Genomic DNA, 21,147 nt, shown 5'->3' on the forward strand with positions numbered 1-21,147 from the left:
CGGGTGCTGCTTGAGTCGCCTGCTTCCGTTGGACGTCCGGTCGAGAGCATCGTGCCCGGCTGTAATCAGCGAGCGTGGAGGAGAGAGCAGGCCAGAGCGGCGACAATCTCGTGATCGGCAGTCGAAGCGTGGCGGAGCCTCTAAGCCCAAATCCACCGACCGGCGGGTGATGTTGGCTTGAGTTCGGATTTCACGGCTGCCTGCGTCGACGGGCGTGGGTGATCGTCCGGCCTCGGTTGCCGAGTCGTTCCACTGGGTCTTTCGTCTCGTGCCGTTTCCGGCTGGGTGGTCAGGTGGCTACCTGGTCCGGTGGCCCGGAGCAGTTGGCCCATAGCCGCATCCAGGCGGTTTCCCAGGGCCAGGCGCGTGGAAGGTGCAGTGTCAGTCGCCGGGACGAGGAGGCGATGCGGGCGGGGACGGCGATCAGGGTGCGCCGGATCGTGGCGGTGGCTGCTTTCGCGAGCTTGCCTCCGGCGAGGGTTGCCGCGGCGCGGGTCAGGTTGAATGCCATCGTCGCGAGGACCAACCACGCGCCGTTTGCTGAAAAAGAACTCGAGGGTAGGTGCGCGAGGGCGGAGTTCTTCAGATCGGCGTGGACCTGCTCGATGATGGCGTGGTGCCGGTGCGTCTTGTCGGCTGCGACGGTGTCGAGGTCCGCGCGGTCGGTGGTGGTGAAGAACGCGTGGAACCGCCAGGTGTCGAACAACGTCTCCTGGCCATCAGACGCTTTCGATTTGAGGTCGGGGATGCGCCGGACCACCAGCCGGCCCGGGACCCGCTGGCTGGCCTTCTTGGATGTGAAGGCGGTGAAACCGAATTCGGCGACCTCCGCCCGCGAAATCCACTGGCTGGTCTGCTCGTCGTAGACCGCGTCGGTGTATTCGATCGTGGTCCACGCGTCGTCGGGAATCTGGGTGATCGCCGCTCGGACCTTGGGGTCGAGGCGAACGGTGACCGACACGTCCGCCCCACCCTTCAAGGCCGCGTTGATGGTGGGGTGCCCGTAGAAGGCGCTGTCCGCGCGCAGCAACACGCGGCTGGTTGCGCCTGGCGAGCGAAGTCTGCGGACGGCGGCAAGAGTGTCTGCGACGATCCGGGCTGCGCCGCGGGGCGAGCCGCAGGCGCCTTTGCGCAGCCGTTGCGCGGCGATCACCGGCGCCGCCTGATCGGTGGTGATGGTGGCGAGCAGCGCGTTCAGGCCCCGCACCCCGGAGTAGCCGTAGCCGGAGCCTTCCTTCGTGTGCCCGTGGACCTCGATGATGGTGTCGTCGACATCGACGAGCACCCGGCCAGTATCGATACCCGCGACCGCGGGCGTGTGGGCGGCGAGGTTGGCCAGTAGCCGCGTGGCGACCGCGTCGAGCTGCCGGACGTGCCCAAACCGGAACGCCCGCAGGAACGATCCGAGGGTGGACGGCGCATAGGGCCGCTCGAGAATCTTGTGCATCGCGCCGTGTCGCAAAAGTGCCATGTCGTCGATGCTGTCGGCGCCGGCGACCATTCCCGTCACCAGGGAGGTGACTTTCAGTCCGGCGTTGGCGCCCTTGTCCGTCGGCACGCTCAAATGCTCGTTGGCCAAGGTTTCGAGCTCGGTGATCTGGGCGAGTTTCGTGAGCGGGTCGAGTCCGGCGTCGGCGACGAGATTCGGGTCGTCGAACCGGATCGCGGTGACCGGTGCGAACTGGCTCATCGGCCGGTGTCCGCGGCCTCCGACGGTGTCTCGCTGGGTGTCTGATCTTCCGGGGTCGCGGCAGCGTCGGCCGTCCCGGCGGGCAGTGCTAGGAGCGCCACGAGGCCGGCGAGAATGGCCGCGGCGAGCATGGCGATGCGGTAGCCGTGCACGATCCGGTCGAGGTGGTCCGCGGCGCCGGAGTGGGCGGTCACCGTGGCGGCGAGGGTGCCCAGGATAGCCAGGCCCACCGCACCGCTGACGCCGCGTGCGGTGTTGACCAGCCCGGATGCGAGGCCCGCGTGCTCGGCGCCGATGCCGGTGGTGGCCAGGGCGACGCACGGCATGATGACGATGCTGGCCCCGGCCGCCCAGATGAGTGTGGGCCCAAAAATGTGCAGCAGATAGGTGCTGTGTGTGCCGATGGTGGACAGCCAGCCGAGTCCGGCCGCCATCAGCGTTCCGCCGGCGGCGAGCAAACGGCGTATCCCGAATTTCGGCAGCAGTGTCTTGGAGGCGATGGCGCCCACGGTGAGCACAATGCTCATCGGAACCAACGCGAGGCCGGTCCGCAGCGGACTGTCCCCGAGGACCTGTTGCAGGTAGAGCGACAGGAAGTACATCGTGGCGGTCATGATCGCGCCGAGTCCGGCGATGATCGTGTTCGCGACCACGATGTTGCGGCGCCGCAGGATCGACAACGGCACCAGCGGCTGCGGGCTGCGCTGCTCGGCGAGGATGAACAGGCCGAGCGCGGCGGCCGCGACGATGAGTGGCGCGATGACGCGGCCCGATGCCCATCCGTGCTGTGTGGTTTGCGAGATGCCGTACGTCAGTGCCCCCACGCCCAGGGTGACGGTCACCGCGCCGGACAGGTCGAGTGACCTGCGCTCACGCGCATGTTCCGGTGCGAGTGTCGCTGACGCCAGGACGAACAGCACCGCACCGATCGGCACGTTGATCAGCAGCACCCAGCGCCAGCCCAGGGCGCTGGTGATCACGCCGCCGAGCACCAGACCGAGCGCACCGGCCGAGCTGGAGGTGGCACTCCAGATCGACAGCGCCCGCCCACGGTGTTCGCCGATGTGCGTTGCGGTGAGCAGGCTCAGGCTGCTCGGGGCCAGCGCCGCGGCCCCGATACCTTGCACCAGCCGCGACCCGATCAACATCGCCGGGTTCTGCGCGAGGCCGCCGGCGAGACTGGCCAGGGTGAACACCGCCACCCCGGCGAGGAAGATCCGACGGTGCCCGATCAGGTCCGCCGCCCGGGCAGCCAGCAGCAACAGGCCGCCGAACGTGACCAGATACCCGTTGACCACCCACTGCAGCGCCGACGGCGACATGCCCAGGTCCAGGCGCATCTGCGGCAGTGCCACGTTCACTACCAGCCCGTCGAGGACGACCATCAACTGCGCGCCGCACGCGAGGACGAGCACCGCGGCCGCGGGGATATGGGGCTTCACAGCCCCACCTTCTGGTAAACAGTGTTCACCATGGGGACGTTAGAGCCTGGCCTTCCCGGCGGTCAACCCGGCGCCGTAGGCTCATCGGCGATGGCTGCGCGTGGACTGAACCGGGATCGGCTGGTGGCGATCGCGCACGACTACGTCGACGAGCACGGCTTGGACGCGTTGACGGTGCGGAGGTTGGCGGTCGCCGCCGACGTCACACCCGGAGCGCTGTACAAGCACTTCAAAGATCAGCGTGACCTGCGGCGGGCGATGGCCGACGCCGTCTACGCCACGATCGACCTGTCCGACATCGACACCGCCAAGCCCTCGGTCGAGCAGGTGATCGCCTGCTGCCTGCGCATGCGCACGGCCATGCTGTCCTTCCGCGACGGCGGCCGCATCGTCGCCGGCTCCTACTCGCCGTTCGCTGCGACCGCCGCCCTAGGCGCGACACTGCGCACCCTCTTGCAGGCGATTGCCCTCCCATCATTCGACGCCGGGAATCTCGCCTACGTGCTGCGCAACTACACCGTCGGCTTCGTCATCGAAGAACAGGCATACCTCGCCCTCGTCGAGGCAGGCGAATGGGACGACCTCGTACAGACGCCCCCCGGCGGCGGGGTCGACGAACCAGCCGGCGCCTCCGACGCCATCACCATCCTCAGCGACGACCGCAATCGTCGCTTCCGCTCTGGCATCGAAGCGATTCTCGCCGGCACCGTTACTTGACGCACCTTTCAGATGCAGCCTTAGCAAAGTACAGGGATCGTTGAATCGCCTGAGCCGCAACATATTCAGCACTGACAGCCCGGCAAGACCCGACAGGATCGGTGGATCCAGGCTAAGCGGCCGGCTGCCCCTTCGATCGGTCCAGTGCTGACAACGTGAATTCGGCGATGCTGCAGGCTTCCCGTACCACCAAGCGAGCCAGTTCCGGGCTGACCCCCGTGGGCAGCGTGCGCCCGTGCCCGGTGCCTTGAAGATTCCGCAGCTCATTGGCCTGCTCGGCGATCTTCCACGCACTCTGGAGAACTGCTTTGATGTGCTTCGCCCCGGGAGCATCACCGGAAACCTGTTGCGGCAGAAGATTCAGGCGCTCGCGCGCGAAGTACCAGGCTTGGTTGAAGTCCGAGTTGCTCGCCAACGGCCAATCCAGCTCATGGAGAACAAACTTGGCGACCGCCTCCAGAAGATCCTTTGCGGATCCTAGAGCAAGGGCTGGATCGTCGTTCGCGCGCTGAAGGCGACGGAGCTGTTCATCCAATGCTGGCCGGCCACCCGTGTCGATATTGATAGGACCTTTCTGTGTGAGGTGTCCTTGAACAGAGAGGTCCCAGTCCTGCTCGGCGAAGGCCGCTTGCGCGCGGCGGAGCGCATCTGTCGTGATGGTTCCGTCGTCGAAGTGCCCGTCAGCGCGGAGATCTCGGAACAGTGCGTCCATCAGTTCGCGGGCACGAATCGGTGCACGAGTGGCAGCGCGGATGACCGCGATCACTCGCACCTCTTTACTAGGGGTCTTCAGGACCTGATCCCACGGGTCGGCATCGAGGTAGCCGCCCACCCTGATGGCGGAGGTAAGTTTCGAGTGCGTCGGCCCTGCCCCGCCCTTGTAGAAGCGTGCAACGGTCGCCGCAATCTCTTCACTGACAGGTGGTCTGACCATGGGGCGGAGCATAGTTCAGCGAACCACCACCGCTCGTTGTCGCGTTTGGTCCGGGCGTCGGGAGCGCTGAGCTTCACGTGGGCGACAGTGCGTGTCTGGCGGTTCGACGTTCCGCACCGGTCACAATGACGTGCACCGTGGAAAAGGAGATTGTGTGTCGCCTCGCATAGAACGTCTGTGGGTCCGGAACTTGAGGTCGGTCGGAGAAGATACGGTCGAGGTCAACTTTCCGCCGACGGGAGCACTCGTGCTCCTCGGCGAGAACAACGCCGGAAAGAGCAACATCACCCGAGCCCTGGACATCCTGTTCGGCGACATGTGGCCCGGCAGCAGGCGGCTCGAAGAACACGACTTTCACGGCCGAGACAGCGACGGGATCGCTGTTCAGATCGCGGCACAGGTGTCGGGGATCTCCTGCCCGCATTGCCCCGACGGGGAAGTGGCCTACTTCAAGTGGGTACACGATCAGTCTTCGCCCACCAGCACGGGAGATCCCGTCACCTACTCGTTCGCGTGCAGCAACAGCTACTGCCAGCGCACCTTCGTGAACAAGGAGATGCGGGCCGCGCTCTCCGCCACGGTGCTGAACGCCGACCGTCGGCTCGACTACCAGCTCAGCTACGCCAGCAAGTTCACCATGCTGTCCAAGCTCATGCACCGCTTCCATGAAAAGCTCATGGACGACCCCGCCCGCAAGGACCAGCTCGCTGGCCTCTTCTCGCAGCTGGTCGGAGAATTCGGGGGAGTACCGGAGTTCGCGAAGTTCAAGGAGATCCTCGCTTCGACGGCCGAGGACTTTGGCCAGAACCTGCCCTATCGACTGGACATCGACTTCAGCGCGTACGACCCCAGCAATTTCTTCCGGTCACTGCGCGTCTACCCGACGCTCGCCGACGAGGTCCGGAACTTCGACGAACTCGGCACCGGACAGGCGCAGGTCCTCGCGCTGGCATTCGCCTACGCCTACGCGATGGCATACGGCCAGTCTGATGGCACCATCCTCGTGATCGACGAACCCGAAGCGAACCTGCACCCGCTGGCGCAACGATGGCTCGCGACACGGCTGGGTGCGCTCACCGCCCCCGGCCTGCAGGTCGTCATCACCACGCACTCCCCACACTTCGTGGACCTCGCCCGCCCCGAGAACCTCGTGATGGTCAGCAAAGATGCGGGCGGAGCGACAAGGGTGGTCCAGCGCAGCCGTGACGACCTGCGCGCGCATCTGGTCGAGCACGGAGCGGATGCCGAGCGGACCAAACCGGACACCCTCGGGGGGTTCTACTCAGCCTCGGCCACCACCGAGATCGTCAGCGGGTTGTTTTCCCGCCGATGCGTTCTCGTCGAGGGCATCACCGAGGCGCTCGCCCTGCCGGAACTCCTCCGAGCACGCGGACTCGACGTTCTCCGCGAAGGCATTGCGATCGTCTCCGTCGAGGGCATCGGGAACATCGCCAAATGGCATCGCCTCTATACCGCCCTGGGAATCGAGTGCTACTGCGTGTTCGACACCGACTCAGACAAGAAACCCAAAGACGCCGCCAACCTTGCCCGCAAGCGGCGCGACATCATGTCGGCGCTGGGCCTCGCGGAAGACCGGGGCGAGTCCGAGAATCTCTCGCACGAACCGATTGCTGTGACGAGCAGCTACGCGACACTGGACCCCAACTTCGAGGGAGCTGCCGAGAGGTTGTTTGGTGAACGCTGGGCAACGCTCCACGCGGAAGCCGTCAAATTCGTCGGCGAGTCTAAACCGCTGCGGGCCCGGTATGCCGCGCAACGCCTTTCCGCTGAGGACCACCCTGCAGAGGCGACCGGTGTACTCGACGCCCTGATCGAGGCTATTTTGGGCGACTCGACAGTGCCAGACACCCACGACGGTGGGCAGTACGAGTCGACGCCGGCTGGTTGACATAAGGGCGAATTATCGGGCCGCAACGAGGGCGAATTCCATCGGATTCTGCCGTTCGCCGTCGGTGTCGCGATGACTTTCAGTGCGACCGCATTGAAGAGTGTGACATTGAGTATCCCTCTGGCATCGGGACGTACGCGACAGTTGGACAACTGGATCGATACGACGACCGCCACCGATGGCGGAGCTGGCAAAGGGAGGACCCGGTGGCTGACTTGCGGGGCAAAAAACGACGTACGAAGCGGCCTGTACCGTCACGGCCGTTGTCCGGGCCATGGCCCACAGCGGTCACAGTGATAGCTCTGAGCGTGACATCCTTCTGGTGCCTCAGCACGTTGCTGGCTGCCGGCACCGACATCAACGCGGCGACCCGCGCCGTCGTAGTGGTCCTGCTGTGTATCTCTCAGGTATCCGCAACGCTCGGCGGTAGGCCGAACCAGCTGTCCGCGGCCGCATATCTTGGTCAAGGTCGGCAGTGGTGACCGGGGGGACCAACGTGCTGGTTCCGGAATCCGCTCTCTCGGCGCTCGAAGTGATCCGGGCCCGATGCGGCTACAGTTCGCGAAACCAAACCGTCGAACGCCTGCTGCACGAGTACGTTGCCGCGCAGCAGGCGCTCGAACCCGACCAACTGCTTGTTCACATTGCCACGCTGCTGCGCTACCCACTCACCCGGAGCGAGGCGCGCACGAGGGGGGCGAGCTACGGCAAGCAACTGCGCGTGAGGTGTGATCGGGAGCTGTGGGACACCGCCCGGGATTTCGGCTTCCATCTGCCGGGACAATCTGTATTTCGTGGTCATCCCGACTATCAAGCACGGCCCGGCACTGATGCGATCTTGGCGGCGATCGCGCGCGTCGAACCTCTCGATGACCCGAACCTTGGGCCTTGCCAGGTGATGACCCGCCGTCAAGCTCGCGGGCTGTGGCGCATGGCCGTCGAGAGCACACGCACTGCCGCTGAACGGGAGGTTGCCGAAGCCGCCCACGCAGCGGCGGAGAAACGCGAACTTGCGATCGCGAACAGCGACGCCAACGTGACTGGGTTGACGGAGGTGGAGCGTGTCCATGATCGGCTAAAGAAGGACGTCGCATGGCATGCGCGCGAGCGGTTCGATCGAGTAGCCACCATTGCCCGATGCCGGCTTTCTGGTGACGGTGCGGGTGAGTTCCTGACGATTCTCGACGAGCAGGACCAAGACAGTGAGCGGTGGGAGGACGAACTCGCGCGACACATAGTCGGCCCGGGTCCGGTTGGTTCAGCAGGTAGAGGAGCTACGGCCGCCTGGCGAGCCGAGCGTGCGGTCCAGACCGATGACATGATCACGTGGCTCGCCAGCACGGACCGTTCCTCTACGCCAAGCACTTTCACCGTGCGCACGCCCGGCTGGCGACTTCGACTCCCGTCTGCCTGGATACCGACGCGCTTCGCCGAAGCTGTCGGTATGCCGGTCATGTGGCGAGATCACCTTGAGGCTGGACGAGTACTGCACCTTGTCCACGACGGCGAGCACATTCTGTGGCCAACCAGGATCGCCGAGGATGGCAACACCATCCCCGTCAACGGTTTCGAGGCGGTGATCGATGAGGCACGTGAGTTTGACGTGAGGAGAGTGATCGAAGCAACGCTTTTCGAACAAGCCGGTCCAGATGAAGATGTGAGGTTCAACCAGCGAGTGCCGGTGCCGGCCCACATCGCTCACGCGCTCGGACTGATCACGATCGAGCGCCGAGACCTAATCGTTGCTGCCGAGCGGGCATCCGCGGCGAGCCAGCTCGAGAGTGAGCGATCATTACGTCCGACGATGAACGTCGACCTACTGTTCGCCGATCTTGAAACGCGCTGTTGCGCAGAGGAAGAGCGCTCGAACGCGCGAATGGCATACGCGCGAGGGGGCCGCGCCTTCCTGCGATATCTCAAGGCGATCGACCATCCGGTGCATTTGTCGGAGTGGCTCGTCTTGAGCGCCGGCGTGGCCTGGACATGGCCAGGAACCACACTTGCCTCCGCGGTAGAAACCGGTGACCTCAGCGACGAGGCGGTCCGCTGGCTGGCTGCATGCACAATCAACCTCCAGAATCAGGCTCTCAGCGACGACATGCACGATCGCTGGAACACGGCCGCGTGGAGTTGAGTCCGGGTCTGCTGCACGGATAGGTGACCGTCGGTTATCGGTCGGTGCTGCCAGCGTCTTCGGGGGCCGATATCCCCGGAGATCGAGTGTTCATGGGGTGGGAATACCAACCGGTCCCCCGCCGCACCTCGAAGCGGCGATCGTGGGAGGTCGGTTCGTCATCTTTGCCCGCCGAGCCCCGGTAGTCCCCCTCCGACGATGTGGGCCGAAGGGGTCATCTTCGAGATGCTGCGAATCTCCCTTTTGACGAGATCGGCGGTGGGTTTGTCTTCGCTGTAGCCGAGGCCACGGAGAATCGCATCAAGGTTCGGCGGCCGGCCAGCTGCGCGGGCGAGCGAGTCGGTTCGGCGTGACAGCTCCCGTGGTCCTTGCCCCCAGCGCTTCCGGATGATGATCCGCAGTTCGCCGATGAAGCGTTCTACCTGAGCTCGCTGAACTGGGGTCGGGTTGGCGATCCGCACCTGCCCGGACGGAGAGGAGTCGCGATTCGACTTCAACCCCACTTGCTTGGTCGGGTCGGTCCGATGGATGTAGCAAAGGCCACGATGAAATTCGGGTGCTCCCACGATCGGATTCCGGCATATCCGACAACGTTGTCTGCCCACGCTCACAGGAAAACCATCTCATGCTCATGACATCTCCTTCCGCCGAATCGGAACAGGAAGGTCGACAGTTGACTGGCCCGCAGCGGTGACGCTGACGCCGGTGACCAGCCTCGATGTCATACCGTCGGTTATCGGACCGGGCTGCCGCAGTCGCCGGTCGCCGACCTCGCCTGCGGGCGGGTGTTCATGTCATGGTGCGGTAGAGCGCCTTCGCGGAGTCGATGACGGCGGGGTGGTCCAGACTGAGCGGCTCGACTCGGATCATCTCCGGCCGGGACCAGCTGGCCAGCACCGACCACTGCGGGCGGTGATACGACCACCACGACACCGCCTGCCAGCTGCGGCCGGGGGCGTGTGGGTCGGTTTCGGACCAGATGCGGTGTCCCCATGCGCCGGTGACCGCAAGGTTGCGGGTCACGATCTGCGTGGGGCGGAGGCCGAGCCGCACGAGCTGGGCCGGGTCGTCGACATCGAGGATCCGCAGGTCGTCGGGGAGCTCGAAGACCCCGAGCGCCCGGCGGGCGCCGGGGAGCATCGGGAACTCGAACATCGCCTCCTCCCACCGGGCGAGGTTGCCAAACGTTTCCCCGCAGGCAGCCTCGGCCAGCCGCGACAGATACCAGACGTAATAGTCCGGGTGATCGATCCGGCCACCACGCTGCGGACCATGCTCGTAAAGCGGATGGCCCGGCTCGCCGGGGGCGGCCTCGGGAAGATACGGGAAGACGCGGTAGACCAGCACTCAGGCCGCCCCGCCCCACGCCTGCGCGTCGAGGGCCTCGAGCACGGGCGCCGGCCCGGACAGTTTCAGCACGTCGATGGGCCGGCCGCCGTCGAGGTGACTGTTCGCGCTCTCGAGCCACGTGCGCGCCGCGGTCTCCCCCCACACCAGCCGGGCGCGGGCCAGCACGTGTTCGAGGTCGATCAGCAACGGTGCCGCGCCGGGCCCGGGGCGCTCGTCACCCTTGATCCACCGCGTCGGCTGCGACTTGTTGACCCCGACGATCGCGGCCAGCGCCGCACCGCCGAACTCGTCGGCGAGGTACCGCACCCGGGTCGACGACAACGGATCATCCGCGGCCGCCCGCCGGCCGGACCGCCCCGGACGGGCCGCGTGACGCGCCCCCGCCGCCGTGGACTTCTTCGTCGCATTCGCCATACCGGCATACTACCCAACATCAGAGTTGGGCGTTAGTGCGGAAGGTGGGGCGCGGCGATGGTCAAGACGGCTCCGTCAGGGCCGCGGCGCGAGCGAGTTGCCCGGCGCGATCTGGCCGCAGCTCGTCGGAGCCGGACGGTCAGCGAAGCGGTCGTTCAGCCACCCGTAAGCGGCCGCGGCCCAGACCGGCATCGCCAAGGTGTGGCTGAGCAGGTTGTACTGGGTGTACTGAACGTGCGCGTTGCCGGTGGCGCAGTACTGGCGGGCGAGTTCGCGGACGTCGCCGGCGATCATGACTCCGTCACCGGGCCCGACGCCGGGTTTGTCGCCCGGGGTGCCCTCGAGCACGCCGTTGGCGCCCTGGCCGATGAACATCGGCACGGTCGGCGTCGGCGCGAGCCCCAGGTCGACCTTGGCCACCGAATCCATGAAGGGCTTGACGCTGGCGGGATCGCCGTACTGCGGCTTGACCATCTGCTGCCAGGTCAGGCCCGGGTACTGGTACAGCACGTTGCCGATCGAGGCGTTCTGCATCTTCCCGATGACGGTCTTGCCGTAGTCGTTCAGGTACGGCGCGAAGTCGATGCCGTAGGACCGGGCGACGCCGGTGATCGCCATCGCCGCAACGCCCGACCAGCCGAGGCTGCCGCTGACGTAGGTCAGGTTGTGCGCCGGGTTGACCAGTACCCCACCCTCGGCGGCGCCGACGAGGTTGCGGTCGACGTCCGGCGCATAACTCGGCGCGAGCGCGGCGGCCCAGTTGGTGGCGATGGCGCCGCCGGAGTACCCGAACATGCCCACCCGGGTGTGCGAGTTCAGGCCGACCGCCGGTGCCCGCGTGGCCGCCCGGATGGAGTCGAGGGTGTTCATCCCGTACTCGGGCCCGGCCGCGAAGTCTGCCTTCTGCCCCTCGGTGTCGGCGACGATGACGGTGTATCCCTGCGCGAGCATCGGGGCCAGGAACGGTCCCTCGGCACCGTTGATCAGCCCGCCGAACGTCACGTCCCCGGCGATCGCGCGCGAGGGACTGTCCGCCGGATTCAACGAGTCATAGAACGACTGGTAGGCAATCGCTTTCGACGGATCGACGCCGCCCGGGGGCTTGAGCACCGAGGTGACGTTCACGACCGGGCGCCCTTCGGCGTCGGTCGTGCGGTAGAGCAACTGCACGGCGGCGACAGGGGTCGGCAGCCCGACGACGTGGTACGACAGCGTCCGCGATTGCAGCACGGTGCCGGGCGCAAGGGAGGACAGCGGAGCACTGCCGCCGTAGTCGTAGAACGAGTCCGGGGCCGCGGCGGCGGCCGGCGCGAACGCCGTGAGGACGGCCGCCGCCATCGAGATCGCCGCGAGTGCACTCGCCCCACGCCTGAGCATCGGTGTTCTTGTCACTCCCACAACCTCCCCGTTCCGCGTGACCGACGTCACGCCGAATTGAAACTTACTCACCGGTAACTCGACCGGCAAGGGATCCTCGGTCGACTGGAATCAATTACAGTGAATTCGCCGGTTGACCGCGTGCGACGCGGCGTCACCAGCTACTTTCGGCTGCGTGGAACGAGCAGTCCGCCACAGCGGACGGGCCACGTGAGCGTCCCGGTGGCCGGGAGACCTCCCGGCTGCGCCGAACCGGCGTGACCTACCCTCGACCGATCGTTTGTGTCAGACACGACGCGGCGCCCGTCCGGACACCGCGTCCGAAGAGAGGCAGTTGCAGGTGGCGGACTTCAACGAAGAGGTGGACGTTCTGGTCGTGGGCTCGGGCGGAGGCGGCGTCACCGGCGCCTACACCGCGGCCCGCGAGGGTCTGGACGTCCTCCTGGTCGAGGCGACCGACAAGTTCGGCGGCACCACCGCCTACTCCGGCGGCGGCGGCGTCTGGTTCCCCGCCAACCCCGCGCTCAAGCGCGCCGGCACCGACGACACCATCGAGGACGCGCTCGAGTACTACCACGCCGTCGTCGGCGACCGCACCCCGCGCGACCTGCAGGACACCTACGTCCGCGGCGGCGCCCCGCTGATCGAGTACCTCGAGCAGGACGAGAACCTCAAGTTCGAGATGCTGCCGTGGCCGGACTACTTCGGCAAGGCGCCGAAGGCCCGCAACGACGGCCAGCGCCACATCATGCCGAGCCCGCTGAAGGTCTCCAAGGCGCCCGAGCTGCGTGAGGTCGTGCGCGGACCGCTGGACAACGACCGGCTCGGCACCCCGCAGCCCGACGACTACTTCATCGGCGGCCGCGCGCTGATCGCCCGCTTCCTCAAGGCCATCGCGCAGTACCCGAACGCCACGCTGCAACTGAACACCCCGCTCGTCGACCTGATCGTCGAGGACGGCGAGGTCATCGGCGGTGTCGTCGAACGCGACGGGCAGCAGGTCCGCATCCACGCCCGCAAGGGTGTCGTGCTCGCGGCCGGCGGCTTCGAGCAGAACGACGAGTTGCGTCAGAAGTACGGCGTGCCCGGCGAGGCCCGCGACACCATGGGTCCGTGGGGCAACGTCGGCAAGGCGCTCGACGCCGGCATCGCCGCCGGCGCCGACATCGACCTGATGGACCAGGCCTGGTGGTCGCCGGGCATGACCCACCCGGACGGCCGCTCGGCCTTCGCCCTGTGGTTCACCGGCGGCATCTTCGTCAACCAGGACGGCAAGCGCTTCGTCAACGAGTCCGCGCCGTACGACCGTCTGGGCCGCGACGTGATCCGCCAGATGGAAGAGGGCACGGTCACGCTGCCGTACTGGATGATCTACGACGACAAGGAGGGCGAGGTGCCGCCGTGCAAGGCGAGCAACGTCTCCATGGTCGAGACCGAGAAGTACGTCGCCGCCGGGCTGTGGCACACCGCCGACACCCTCGAGGAGCTCGCCGAGAAGCTCGGCATCCCGGCCGACAATCTCGTCGCCACCGTGGCGCGGTTCAACGAGATGGTCCCGACCGGCGTCGACAGCGACTTCGGCCGCGGTGACGAGGCCTACGACCGCGCCTTCTCCAACGGCGAGCCGCCGCTGGTCACCATCGAGCAGGGGCCGTTCCACGCCGCCGCGTTCGGCATCTCCGACCTGGGCACCAAGGGCGGACTGCGCACTGACACCCGCGCCCGTGTGCTGAACAAGAACGGCAAGGTCATCCCCGGCCTCTACGCCGCCGGCAACACGATGGCCGCGCCCAGCGGCTACGTCTACCCCGGTGGCGGCAACCCGATCGGCACGTCCGTGCTGTTCAGCCACCTCGCCGTGATGGACATGGCAGGCAAGAACGTCTAGATGCCGACTCGTGCCCGCCGACGGTCCTAGCATTGGCTGGTGGGCACGTTGACGGACTTTCTGAGCACCGGGACCGTCCCATGGTGGGCGGTCCCGGTTGCTGTCTTCATCGGGGTGCTGCTCGGCGTCGCGGGTGTCCGGTGGCGCCGCAAGCCGGTCGTGCCGGTCGCCGAGACGGCCTCCTGGTGGCGGCCGGAACTGCGCGCGGTGTGCGTTCAGTTCCTCGGCGCCGCCGACCGTGCCCACAACGCCATCGTCGAGGTCGACCCGGACGTGCTGGCCGAGGCCGACCTCGAGGACGCGGTCCGGTCCGACGACGCGGCACTGCGGGCGCTGGCCGAGTCGATCCTCGAGCTGGACCGCACCGTGAACGAGTTGCGCCTGGTCGCCCCCGGCCGGGTCCTCGACGCCGCCACCGCGTACTTCGGATTTCTCACCGCCGCGACGATCGACGGCGTGCCGGACCAGGAGCAGTTTCGGCTCCGCTACCGCGAACACAAGCGCGATCTGGTGAGTGCTACCCGAGATTCGTTGGGACTGGACGGGATCCGGGTTCCCGCCGCGGTCCGGGAAGGGTGAACCGATGAACCAGCCGGACAGTGGTCACCGCACACAGGACCACACCGCCGTCTACACCCACGGGCACCACGAATCGGTGCTGCGCTCGCATCGGCAGCGCACCGCGGAGAACTCGGCCGGTTACCTGCTGCCGTACCTGGGCGCCGGGGTGTCGGTGCTCGACGTCGGGTGCGGGCCGGGCACCATCACCTCCGACCTCGCCGCGCTGGTCACGCCGGGCCGGGTCACCGCCGTCGAGGTGACCGACACCGCGCTGGAACTGGCCCGCACCGAGGCCGCCGAGCGCGGCAGCACCAACATCGACTTCGTGGTCGCCGACGTGCACGCGCTCGGCTTCCCCGACGACACGTTCGACGTGGTGCACGCGCACCAGGTGCTCCAGCACGTCGCCGATCCCGTGCACGCGCTGCAGGAGATGCGCCGGGTGTGCAAGCCGGGCGGGTTCGTGGCCGCCCGCGACTCCGACTACACCGGCTTCGTCTGGTTCCCGCAGTTCCCGGCACTGGACCGCTGGATGGAGCTGTACCAGCGGGCCGCCCGCGCGAACGGCGGCGAGCCCGACGCCGGGCGGCGGATGTTGTCGTGGGCGCGGGAGGCCGGCTTCACCGACATCGTCCCGAGCGCCGACGTCTGGTGCTTCGCCACACCCGACGAGCGGGCCTGGTGGGGCGGGATGTGGGCGGACCGGATCCTGCAGTCGGCGCTGACCGACCAGCTCCTCGACGCCGGGTGGGCCGACCGCGCCGAGCTGGAGGCGATCGCCGCGGCCTGGCGGGCGTGGGCCACCGCCGAGGACGGCTGGCTGGCGATCCCGCACGGCCAGTTGCTCTGCCGCGCCTGAGAAGTCGCAGCGATCTTCAGAGTCGCAGCAGCGCCGCGGTGCCGGCCGCCGCGAGCACGACCAGCACCAGCGGCGCCCGCCGCCAGGCCAGCACGGCACCGACCGCGACACCCGCAGGGCGCGACCAGTCCGCCACCGCCCGGCCGTCGAGCAGCGCCGAGTTGACCGCCAGCGCGGTCAGCATCACCACAGCCGCCACCGCCATGATCCTGGAGGCCTTGGGCGACAGTGTGATCCGTGTCGACAACAGCGGCCCGGACACCCGGAAGCCATAGGTCCCCAGGGCCAGCACGAGCACGCCGAGCGCCACGCCAGGGCCCACGGCGGTCACCGCCACCGCCCCGGCAGGAGCATCACAAGACCACCGAGCGCGAACAACGCGGGCAGACCGGCGGGCACGAACGGGGTGACGGCCAACGCGATGGCGGCTCCCGCGACCGCTGCGCGCCATGTCGCCCGTTCCTTACGCAGTTCCGGAATGACCAGCGCCAGCAGCACGGCAGGGAGCGCGGCGTCCAGGCCGAACGCGGCCGTGTCGGTGAGCAGTCCGCCGCCGAGTAACCCGAGCAGCACGCCCAGGTTCCAGGTCACGAAGAGCGCTGTCCCGCATGCCCAGTACACGATGCGGCGCCGGTGCGGATCGTCCTGCGTCATCGTGAAGGCGACAGTCTCGTCGAGGACCAGGTGACTGCCGACCAGCGTCCGGCCGAGGCGCCCCCGGACGGAGTCGGCGACCGCGAAGCCGAACGGCAAGTGCCGCGCGTTGACGAGCAGGCCGGCGACCACCGCGCCGACCGGCCCGGCGCCGGCGGCGAGCAACCCGATGAAGACGAACTGCGAGGCGCCCGCGAAGACCAGCAGTGACAACGCCATGGGCAGCCACAGCGGCAGTCCCGCCCCCGTGGCGATGGCGCCGAACGAGACCGCGACCAGCGTGTCGGCGGCGCAGAGCAGCGCGATGTCACGGGCGCTCGCCCGATCCAACGTTCGCCATATCGTCCGCATGGACATTATGATGAACACCAAGGACGGGGTTCGTCAAACCGAACAATAGACCGATGGAGCGAACGAATGGGCGGAGATCACCCACCGCAGCACCCTCCCCTGGCCGCGATCGCCGCCGCGCTGCAGCGGGAGCGTAAGCGGGCCGGGCTGTCGTTGGCGGAGGTCGCACGACGCGCCGGCATCGCGAAATCGACTCTGTCCCAGCTGGAGTCCGGGACGGGTAACCCCAGTATCGAGACACTGTGGTCACTCGGGATCGCGCTGAAGGTGCCGTTCTCGCAGCTGGTGGACCCGCCGCGTCCCCGGGTCCAGCTGATCCGCGCCGGCGAGGGCGCGACGCTGGCCGCCGAGCAGGCCGACTACGCGATCACGCTGTTGTCCACCTGCCCACCGCACGCCCGCCGCGACATCTACCTGGTACGTGCCGAGCCCGGGTCGCCGCGCGAGTCCGACCCGCACATGCCCGGGATCATCGAGCACGTGGTGATCACGCAGGGCCGTGCCCGCGTCGGCCTCGCCGACGAACCGATCGAACTCGGCCCCGGCGACTACCTGGCCTATCCCGGCGACCTGCCGCATGTGTTCGAGGCGCTCGAGCCCGACACGACCGCGGTCCTGGTGTCCGAGAACTCTTGACGGTCAGTCGGTTCCGTACAGCCTTGCGGTGTCCGAGTCGTCCGACTCCACCGCACCGTCGACCCGTCGCCGCAGCTTCGCCACCCAGCGCGGGGGCAGGTCCGCGGCGGCGGTGAGCACCCGTCGGGCGCCGTCGACGTCCCGCTTGTCCAGGTTGATCACCCGATTGACCTCGAAGGCCGAGATCCCGTGCGGCGCATGCTCGATGATGGCGAGCCGGTCGCCGGCGCACACCTCGCCGGGCCGGTCCACGGCCAGGTAGAAACCGGTGCGCCCGCTGCGCTGCACCCGCGCCGACAGGTCGCGGATCCCGTGCGCGAGCGCGAGCTTGTAGCAGGGCCGGCGGGGCGCACTGACCCGGAACAGCGCGCTGCCCACCGCGATCCGGTCGCCGGGGCAGACGTCCCGCTCGGTCAGCCCGCGGATGCGCAGGTTCTCGCCCAGCCCGGTGCCGCGCAGGTCCCGTCCCAGCTCCGCGACCCAGTCGTCGTAGTGCTCGTCCGAGTAGACCAAAACCGCCTTGGCGGGGCCTCCGTGCACCTCCAGGTCGGCCTGGACATCGCCCTGAAAACCCAGCTCGCCCACCGAAACCGCTCCGAGGCGGGGCGTCTTCACCAATGCCGACGCGACCGTGCCGCGGCCGCCGACGCTCGTACGGTCGAGCGTGGCGGCCACCCCGGTGCGCACCAGCAGGACCTCGGCGGACGAAGAACTCACCCCTCTAGTGTCCCCGGTCTATCCACTCCTGCAGGTGCGGGGCCTCCGCGCCGGTCTCGGTGCTGTCGCCGTGGCCGGTGAGCACGACCGTCTCGGCAGGCAGCGTCAGCAGCCGATCCCGGATCGACGCGATGATCGTCGGGAAGTCCGAGTACGACCGTCCGGTCGCGCCGGGGCCGCCCGCGAAAAGCGTGTCGCCGCTGCACAACCGGCCGAGCGCGGGCACGTACAGACAGCAGGATCCGGGCGAGTGGCCGGGCGTGTGCAGGACTTGGACCTCTGCGCCGCCGACCCCGATCCGCTGACCGTCCCACAGTGCGGTGTAGCCGACACCTGGGTTGGTCTGCTGCCACAGCACGTCGTCGTCCGGGTGCAGGAAGATCGGGGCGCCGGTCACCTCGGCCAGTTCGGGAGCAACGGTGACGTGGTCGTTGTGCGCGTGCGTGCACACGATCGCGACGACCTTGCGGCCCGCGACGGCGTCGAGGATCGGCTCGGCCTGATGCGCGGCGTCGACGATCAGCACCTCCTCGTCGTCGCCGATCAGCCAGATGTTGTTGTCGACGTCCCAGCACCCGCCGTCGAGGCAGAACTGCCCGGACGTGACCACCCGATCCACCCGCAGGGTCGTCACAGCATGACCACCGAGCGCAGCACCTCGCCGGCATGCATGGTCGCGAAGGCCTGCTCGACGTCGCCGAGCCCGATGCGCTCGGAGACGAACTTGTCCAACGGCAGCCGACCCTGCCGGTACAGGTCGATCAGCATCGGGAAGTCACGCTCGGGCAGGCAGTCGCCGTACCAGGAGGACTTGAGCGCACCGCCGCGCGAGAAGAAGTCGACCAGCGGCATCTCGAGGCGCATCTCGGGGGTCGGCACCCCGACGAGCACCACGGTGCCGGCGAGGTCGCGCGCGTAGAACGCCTGCTCCCAGGTCTCGGGCCGGCCGACCGCGTCGATCACCACGTCGGCACCGAATCCGCCGGTGAGGTCCTGCACTGCCTCGACGACGTCGAACTCGGTCGCGTCGATGGTGTGGGTGGCCCCGAGTTCGCGGGCCCACTGAAGCTTCTTCGCGTCCCGGTCGATCGCGATGATCGGCGACGCACCTGCCAGCCGGGCGCCCGCGATCGCCGCGTCGCCGACCCCGCCGCAGCCGATGACCGCCACCGAGTCGCCGCGGGTGACGCCGCCGGTGTTCATCGCCGCGCCCATGCCCGCCATCACGCCGCAGCCGAGCAGACCCGCCACGGCCGGGTCGGCCTCGGGATCGACCTTCGTGCACTGACCCTGGTGGACGAGCGTCTTTTCCGCGAACGCGCCGATGCCCAGCGCCGGGGTGAGCTCGGTGCCGTCGGTCAGCGTCATCTTCTGCTCGGCGTTGAACGTGTCGAAGCAGTACTGCGGCCGGCCACGACGGCAGGCCCGGCACTGTCCGCAGACCGCGCGCCAGTTCAGGATCACGAAGTCGCCGACCTCGACGCGGGTGACGCCCTCACCGACGGTCTCGACCACGCCCGAGGCCTCGTGTCCGAGCAGGAACGGGTACTCGTCGTTGATCCCGCCGTCACGGTAGGTCAGGTCGGTGTGGCAGACCCCGCAGGCCTGCACCCGGACGACGACCTCGCCCGGACCCGGATCGGGGACCACGATCTCGACGACCTCGACCGGCGCGCCCTTGCTCCGCGCGATGACACCCTGGACTCGTTGCGACATTGCCCCTCATTCGTCGGTTGATCACGTTTGCCGGACATGTTTCCACCGTCGGCGATTCCGCGGAAGCCGCCCACCGGCATTCCCCCGCGCCAGTACAGTCGGCAGCGGCCAAGCCACTGTCGTCCGACGACTCGAGGTGGATATGGATGTCATTCTGCAGACCGCAGCGGGCACTCTCGCCGTCCTGACCCCGGTGTACCTGGTCGTGGGGCTGTCGCTGCGAACCCGGCACCCGCATACATCGCGGCATGGGCGGCACCCCCTGTCCGCGGTCGGCGACAGGCCGGGTCCACGGCAGTAGCGGAGCCCGTCCGGCACACCGCGTCCACTCAGCGCGCAGGCGCACCCTTGTCCCCGCCGCGGAGCGCATGGACCAGCGCGGCGATCGTCGCCACCACGGCGAGGGCGGCGGTGGTCGACCACACGATCTCGAAACCTCGCTCACTCGGGATCGCGCCGTGCACCAGGTGCGCCGACAGGATCGCGCCGAGTACCGCACCGCCCAACGCACCACCGATGACGGTGGCGAGTTCATAGATGCTCTGCCCCATCGCCACCTCGCCCCGACGCAACGCGCCGACGATGACTGCGCGTGTCGAGCCCTCGATGAACCCCATCCCCGCGCCGCCGACAACGGCGAACGCCAGATACGTGGGGACCGAGTGGTGGAAGAAGATCAGACCGCCCGTGCCGAGGGCCGCGCACAGGCCGCCCAGGACCATGACCCAGGAGAACCCGAGCACGCGACCCAGCCGCCCCGTCAGCACCGCCGCCAGCGATGCGACGACGAGGATCGGGATGAACATCGTGCTGATCTCCGACGCGCTCAACCCCAGCCCGTAGCCGAGCCGGTGACCTGGAAGTGCCATGAACGTTGCGCTGGACACCTGCCCGCCGATGCTACCGAAGTAGACCCCCACACCGACGACATAGACGGGGACGACGTTGCGGCGGAACAGGAACCGCAGATCGGCAAGGGGTTCGGCAACGTTCAGCTCGACGACGACCCAGACCGCCAGCGCGACAACACCCGCAGCGAGGGCGACGAGGATGCGCGCAGAGCCCCAACCCCATTTCGGGCCCTGACTCAATCCCAGCAGCAGCGACGCGAGCCCGACGCCGAGCAGGAGCAGTCCTGGCAGATCGATGTTCGCGGACGCGCCCGCGTTCGCGGGTTCACCCGGGCCGAGCCACAGCGAGGCCAGCCCGACCGCGAGTCCGGCCACCGGCAACCAGAGCAGCCAGGTCATGCCCGAGGAGGCACGTAGCAGCAGGGTCGACGCGATCGACCCGAGGAGCGTGCCGAACAGCAGCACCGCCGACAGGTACGCAACGGCTCGTGTCGTCGTACCGACGTCGGTACGCGATCGCACGATTCCGAACATCAGCGGCAGGAATGCCGCGAACATGCCCTGCAGGAACCGGCCCGCCAGGAGCAGCGGGAAAGTGGGTGCCACCGCGATCAGCACGGTGCCGAGAGTGACCAGGCCGAGCTCGACCTTGAGGATCCGCCGGTGGCCGTACACGTCACCGAGCTTGGCGAACACCGGTGTCGAGAGCGCGCCCGACAGCGTGAACACGATCAGCGCCCAGGACAGGGTTGCGATGTCGACGCTGAACTTGTGTGCCAGTGCGGGATAGAGCGGTGCGAAGTAGACCTGGAAGATTCCGCTGAAGAGTTCGATCAGCATCAGCGGGCCGAGCAACGCGACAATACCGACGCCGACGGCGGTGCGGTCGGCGTGCGTGACCGATCGAGCGGTACGGGTGGACACGATGAACTCCTGGTGTCGGTGGT

The 21,147-nt window shown here is 67.9% G+C and carries 20 protein-coding genes; 7 read left to right on the forward strand and 13 right to left on the reverse strand.

Features of this window, described 5'->3' with window-relative positions; all coding sequences use genetic code 11:
- Positions 1-289: 289 nt before the first annotated feature.
- A complete protein-coding gene (locus tag G4X40_RS05590; RefSeq protein ID WP_277830721.1) occupies positions 290-1,690 on the reverse strand; it encodes an IS1380 family transposase in 1,401 nt (466 codons plus the stop codon).
- Positions 1,687-3,132, reverse strand: a complete 1,446-nt coding sequence (locus tag G4X40_RS05595) for a DHA2 family efflux MFS transporter permease subunit (protein WP_277830722.1) — start codon at positions 3,130-3,132, stop codon at positions 1,687-1,689. The genes G4X40_RS05590 and G4X40_RS05595 overlap by 4 nt, the downstream gene beginning before the upstream one ends.
- A gap of 123 nt (positions 3,133-3,255) precedes the next feature.
- On the opposite strand from G4X40_RS05595, the gene G4X40_RS05600 reads away from it, so the two are divergent.
- A complete protein-coding gene (locus G4X40_RS05600) occupies positions 3,256-3,849 on the forward strand; it encodes a TetR/AcrR family transcriptional regulator (protein ID WP_277830723.1) in 594 nt (197 codons plus the stop codon).
- Between the two features lie 112 nt (positions 3,850-3,961).
- Here G4X40_RS05600 and G4X40_RS05605 read toward each other — a convergent pair whose 3' ends face one another.
- Positions 3,962-4,783 (reverse strand): abortive infection family protein, encoded by an 822-nt coding sequence (locus tag G4X40_RS05605; RefSeq protein ID WP_277830725.1) that lies wholly within the window; start codon positions 4,781-4,783, stop codon positions 3,962-3,964.
- 247 nt (positions 4,784-5,030) lie between these two features.
- Here G4X40_RS05605 and G4X40_RS05610 point away from each other — a divergent pair, with 247 nt between their 5' ends.
- On the forward strand, positions 5,031-6,692 hold the full coding sequence (locus tag G4X40_RS05610; RefSeq protein ID WP_277830726.1) for an ATP-dependent nuclease: 1,662 nt from the start codon (positions 5,031-5,033) through the stop codon (positions 6,690-6,692).
- A 478-nt stretch (positions 6,693-7,170) separates the two neighbouring features.
- The gene (locus tag G4X40_RS05615) at positions 7,171-8,826 is read left to right on the forward strand and encodes a hypothetical protein (protein WP_277830727.1); all 1,656 of its coding nucleotides are present in this window, start codon (positions 7,171-7,173) and stop codon (positions 8,824-8,826) included.
- 158 nt (positions 8,827-8,984) lie between these two features.
- Here the strand turns inward: G4X40_RS05615 and G4X40_RS05620 are convergent, their stop codons facing one another.
- From G4X40_RS05620 to G4X40_RS05635, 4 genes are all read right to left on the reverse strand, one after another.
- Positions 8,985-9,392 (reverse strand): hypothetical protein, encoded by a 408-nt coding sequence (locus G4X40_RS05620; protein WP_277830728.1) that lies wholly within the window; start codon positions 9,390-9,392, stop codon positions 8,985-8,987.
- 223 nt (positions 9,393-9,615) lie between these two features.
- Complete coding sequence (locus tag G4X40_RS05625) at positions 9,616-10,173, reverse strand: RES family NAD+ phosphorylase (protein WP_277830730.1); 558 nt, start codon at positions 10,171-10,173, stop codon at positions 9,616-9,618.
- On the reverse strand, positions 10,174-10,590 hold the full coding sequence (locus G4X40_RS05630) for an antitoxin Xre/MbcA/ParS toxin-binding domain-containing protein (RefSeq protein WP_277830732.1): 417 nt from the start codon (positions 10,588-10,590) through the stop codon (positions 10,174-10,176).
- 75 nt (positions 10,591-10,665) lie between these two features.
- Positions 10,666-11,982 carry a lipase family protein gene (locus G4X40_RS05635; protein ID WP_277830734.1) on the reverse strand — a complete coding sequence of 439 codons (1,317 nt, stop codon included), beginning with the start codon at positions 11,980-11,982 and terminating at the stop codon, positions 10,666-10,668.
- A 325-nt stretch (positions 11,983-12,307) separates the two neighbouring features.
- Between G4X40_RS05635 and G4X40_RS05640 the strand changes: the two genes are divergently transcribed.
- The 3 genes from G4X40_RS05640 to G4X40_RS05650 are packed head-to-tail and all read left to right on the forward strand — an operon-like array spanning position 12,308 to position 15,275.
- On the forward strand, positions 12,308-13,855 hold the full coding sequence (locus G4X40_RS05640) for an FAD-binding protein (RefSeq protein ID WP_277830736.1): 1,548 nt from the start codon (positions 12,308-12,310) through the stop codon (positions 13,853-13,855).
- A 39-nt stretch (positions 13,856-13,894) separates the two neighbouring features.
- Positions 13,895-14,434 carry a hypothetical protein gene (locus tag G4X40_RS05645; protein ID WP_277830737.1) on the forward strand — a complete coding sequence of 180 codons (540 nt, stop codon included), beginning with the start codon at positions 13,895-13,897 and terminating at the stop codon, positions 14,432-14,434.
- A gap of 4 nt (positions 14,435-14,438) precedes the next feature.
- Complete coding sequence (locus G4X40_RS05650; RefSeq protein WP_277830738.1) at positions 14,439-15,275, forward strand: methyltransferase domain-containing protein; 837 nt, start codon at positions 14,439-14,441, stop codon at positions 15,273-15,275.
- Between the two features lie 16 nt (positions 15,276-15,291).
- Here G4X40_RS05650 and G4X40_RS05655 read toward each other — a convergent pair whose 3' ends face one another.
- Both G4X40_RS05655 and G4X40_RS05660 read right to left on the reverse strand, forming a co-directional pair.
- Positions 15,292-15,606, reverse strand: coding sequence for an AzlD domain-containing protein (locus tag G4X40_RS05655; RefSeq protein ID WP_277830739.1), 315 nt, complete (start codon positions 15,604-15,606; stop codon positions 15,292-15,294).
- Positions 15,603-16,280 carry an AzlC family ABC transporter permease gene (locus tag G4X40_RS05660; RefSeq protein ID WP_277830741.1) on the reverse strand — a complete coding sequence of 226 codons (678 nt, stop codon included), beginning with the start codon at positions 16,278-16,280 and terminating at the stop codon, positions 15,603-15,605. Before G4X40_RS05660 ends, G4X40_RS05655 begins: the two co-directional genes overlap by 4 nt.
- Before the next feature lie 66 nt (positions 16,281-16,346).
- On the opposite strand from G4X40_RS05660, the gene G4X40_RS05665 reads away from it, so the two are divergent.
- Complete coding sequence (locus G4X40_RS05665; RefSeq protein ID WP_277830743.1) at positions 16,347-16,916, forward strand: helix-turn-helix domain-containing protein; 570 nt, start codon at positions 16,347-16,349, stop codon at positions 16,914-16,916.
- 3 nt (positions 16,917-16,919) lie between these two features.
- Here G4X40_RS05665 and G4X40_RS05670 read toward each other — a convergent pair whose 3' ends face one another.
- The 4 genes from G4X40_RS05670 to G4X40_RS05685 form a co-directional block, all read right to left on the reverse strand.
- A complete protein-coding gene (locus G4X40_RS05670) occupies positions 16,920-17,633 on the reverse strand; it encodes an MOSC domain-containing protein (protein WP_277830745.1) in 714 nt (237 codons plus the stop codon).
- A 4-nt stretch (positions 17,634-17,637) separates the two neighbouring features.
- Positions 17,638-18,267, reverse strand: a complete 630-nt coding sequence (locus tag G4X40_RS05675) for an MBL fold metallo-hydrolase (RefSeq protein WP_277830747.1) — start codon at positions 18,265-18,267, stop codon at positions 17,638-17,640.
- Positions 18,264-19,349: an S-(hydroxymethyl)mycothiol dehydrogenase gene (locus G4X40_RS05680; RefSeq protein WP_277830749.1), complete on the reverse strand. Its 1,086-nt coding sequence runs from the start codon at positions 19,347-19,349 to the stop codon at positions 18,264-18,266. Before G4X40_RS05680 ends, G4X40_RS05675 begins: the two co-directional genes overlap by 4 nt.
- Positions 19,350-19,678: 329 nt before the next feature.
- Positions 19,679-21,124: an MFS transporter gene (locus G4X40_RS05685; RefSeq protein WP_277830750.1), complete on the reverse strand. Its 1,446-nt coding sequence runs from the start codon at positions 21,122-21,124 to the stop codon at positions 19,679-19,681.
- Between the last annotated feature and the right edge of the window lie 23 nt (positions 21,125-21,147).

Origin of the sequence: Speluncibacter jeojiensis (assembly GCF_029589495.1) — a bacterium.
In the GTDB taxonomy this organism is placed as follows: Bacteria; Actinomycetota; Actinomycetes; order Mycobacteriales; family Mycobacteriaceae; genus Speluncibacter; species Speluncibacter jeojiensis.

Bases quoted from the DNA above. Each gene is read 5' to 3' on its own strand.
- G4X40_RS05590 (WP_277830721.1), bottom strand. From the start codon at position 1,690: ATGAGCCAGTTCGCACCGGTCACCGCGATCCGGTTCGACGACCCGAAT.
- G4X40_RS05605 (WP_277830725.1), bottom strand. From the start codon at position 4,783: ATGGTCAGACCACCTGTCAGTGAAGAGATTGCGGCGACCGTTGCACGC.
- G4X40_RS05630 (WP_277830732.1), bottom strand. From the start codon at position 10,590: ATGGCGAATGCGACGAAGAAGTCCACGGCGGCGGGGGCGCGTCACGCG.
- G4X40_RS05650 (WP_277830738.1), top strand. From the start codon at position 14,439: ATGAACCAGCCGGACAGTGGTCACCGCACACAGGACCACACCGCCGTC.
- G4X40_RS05660 (WP_277830741.1), bottom strand. From the start codon at position 16,280: ATGCGGACGATATGGCGAACGTTGGATCGGGCGAGCGCCCGTGACATC.
- G4X40_RS05665 (WP_277830743.1), top strand. From the start codon at position 16,347: ATGGGCGGAGATCACCCACCGCAGCACCCTCCCCTGGCCGCGATCGCC.
- G4X40_RS05680 (WP_277830749.1), bottom strand. From the start codon at position 19,349: ATGTCGCAACGAGTCCAGGGTGTCATCGCGCGGAGCAAGGGCGCGCCG.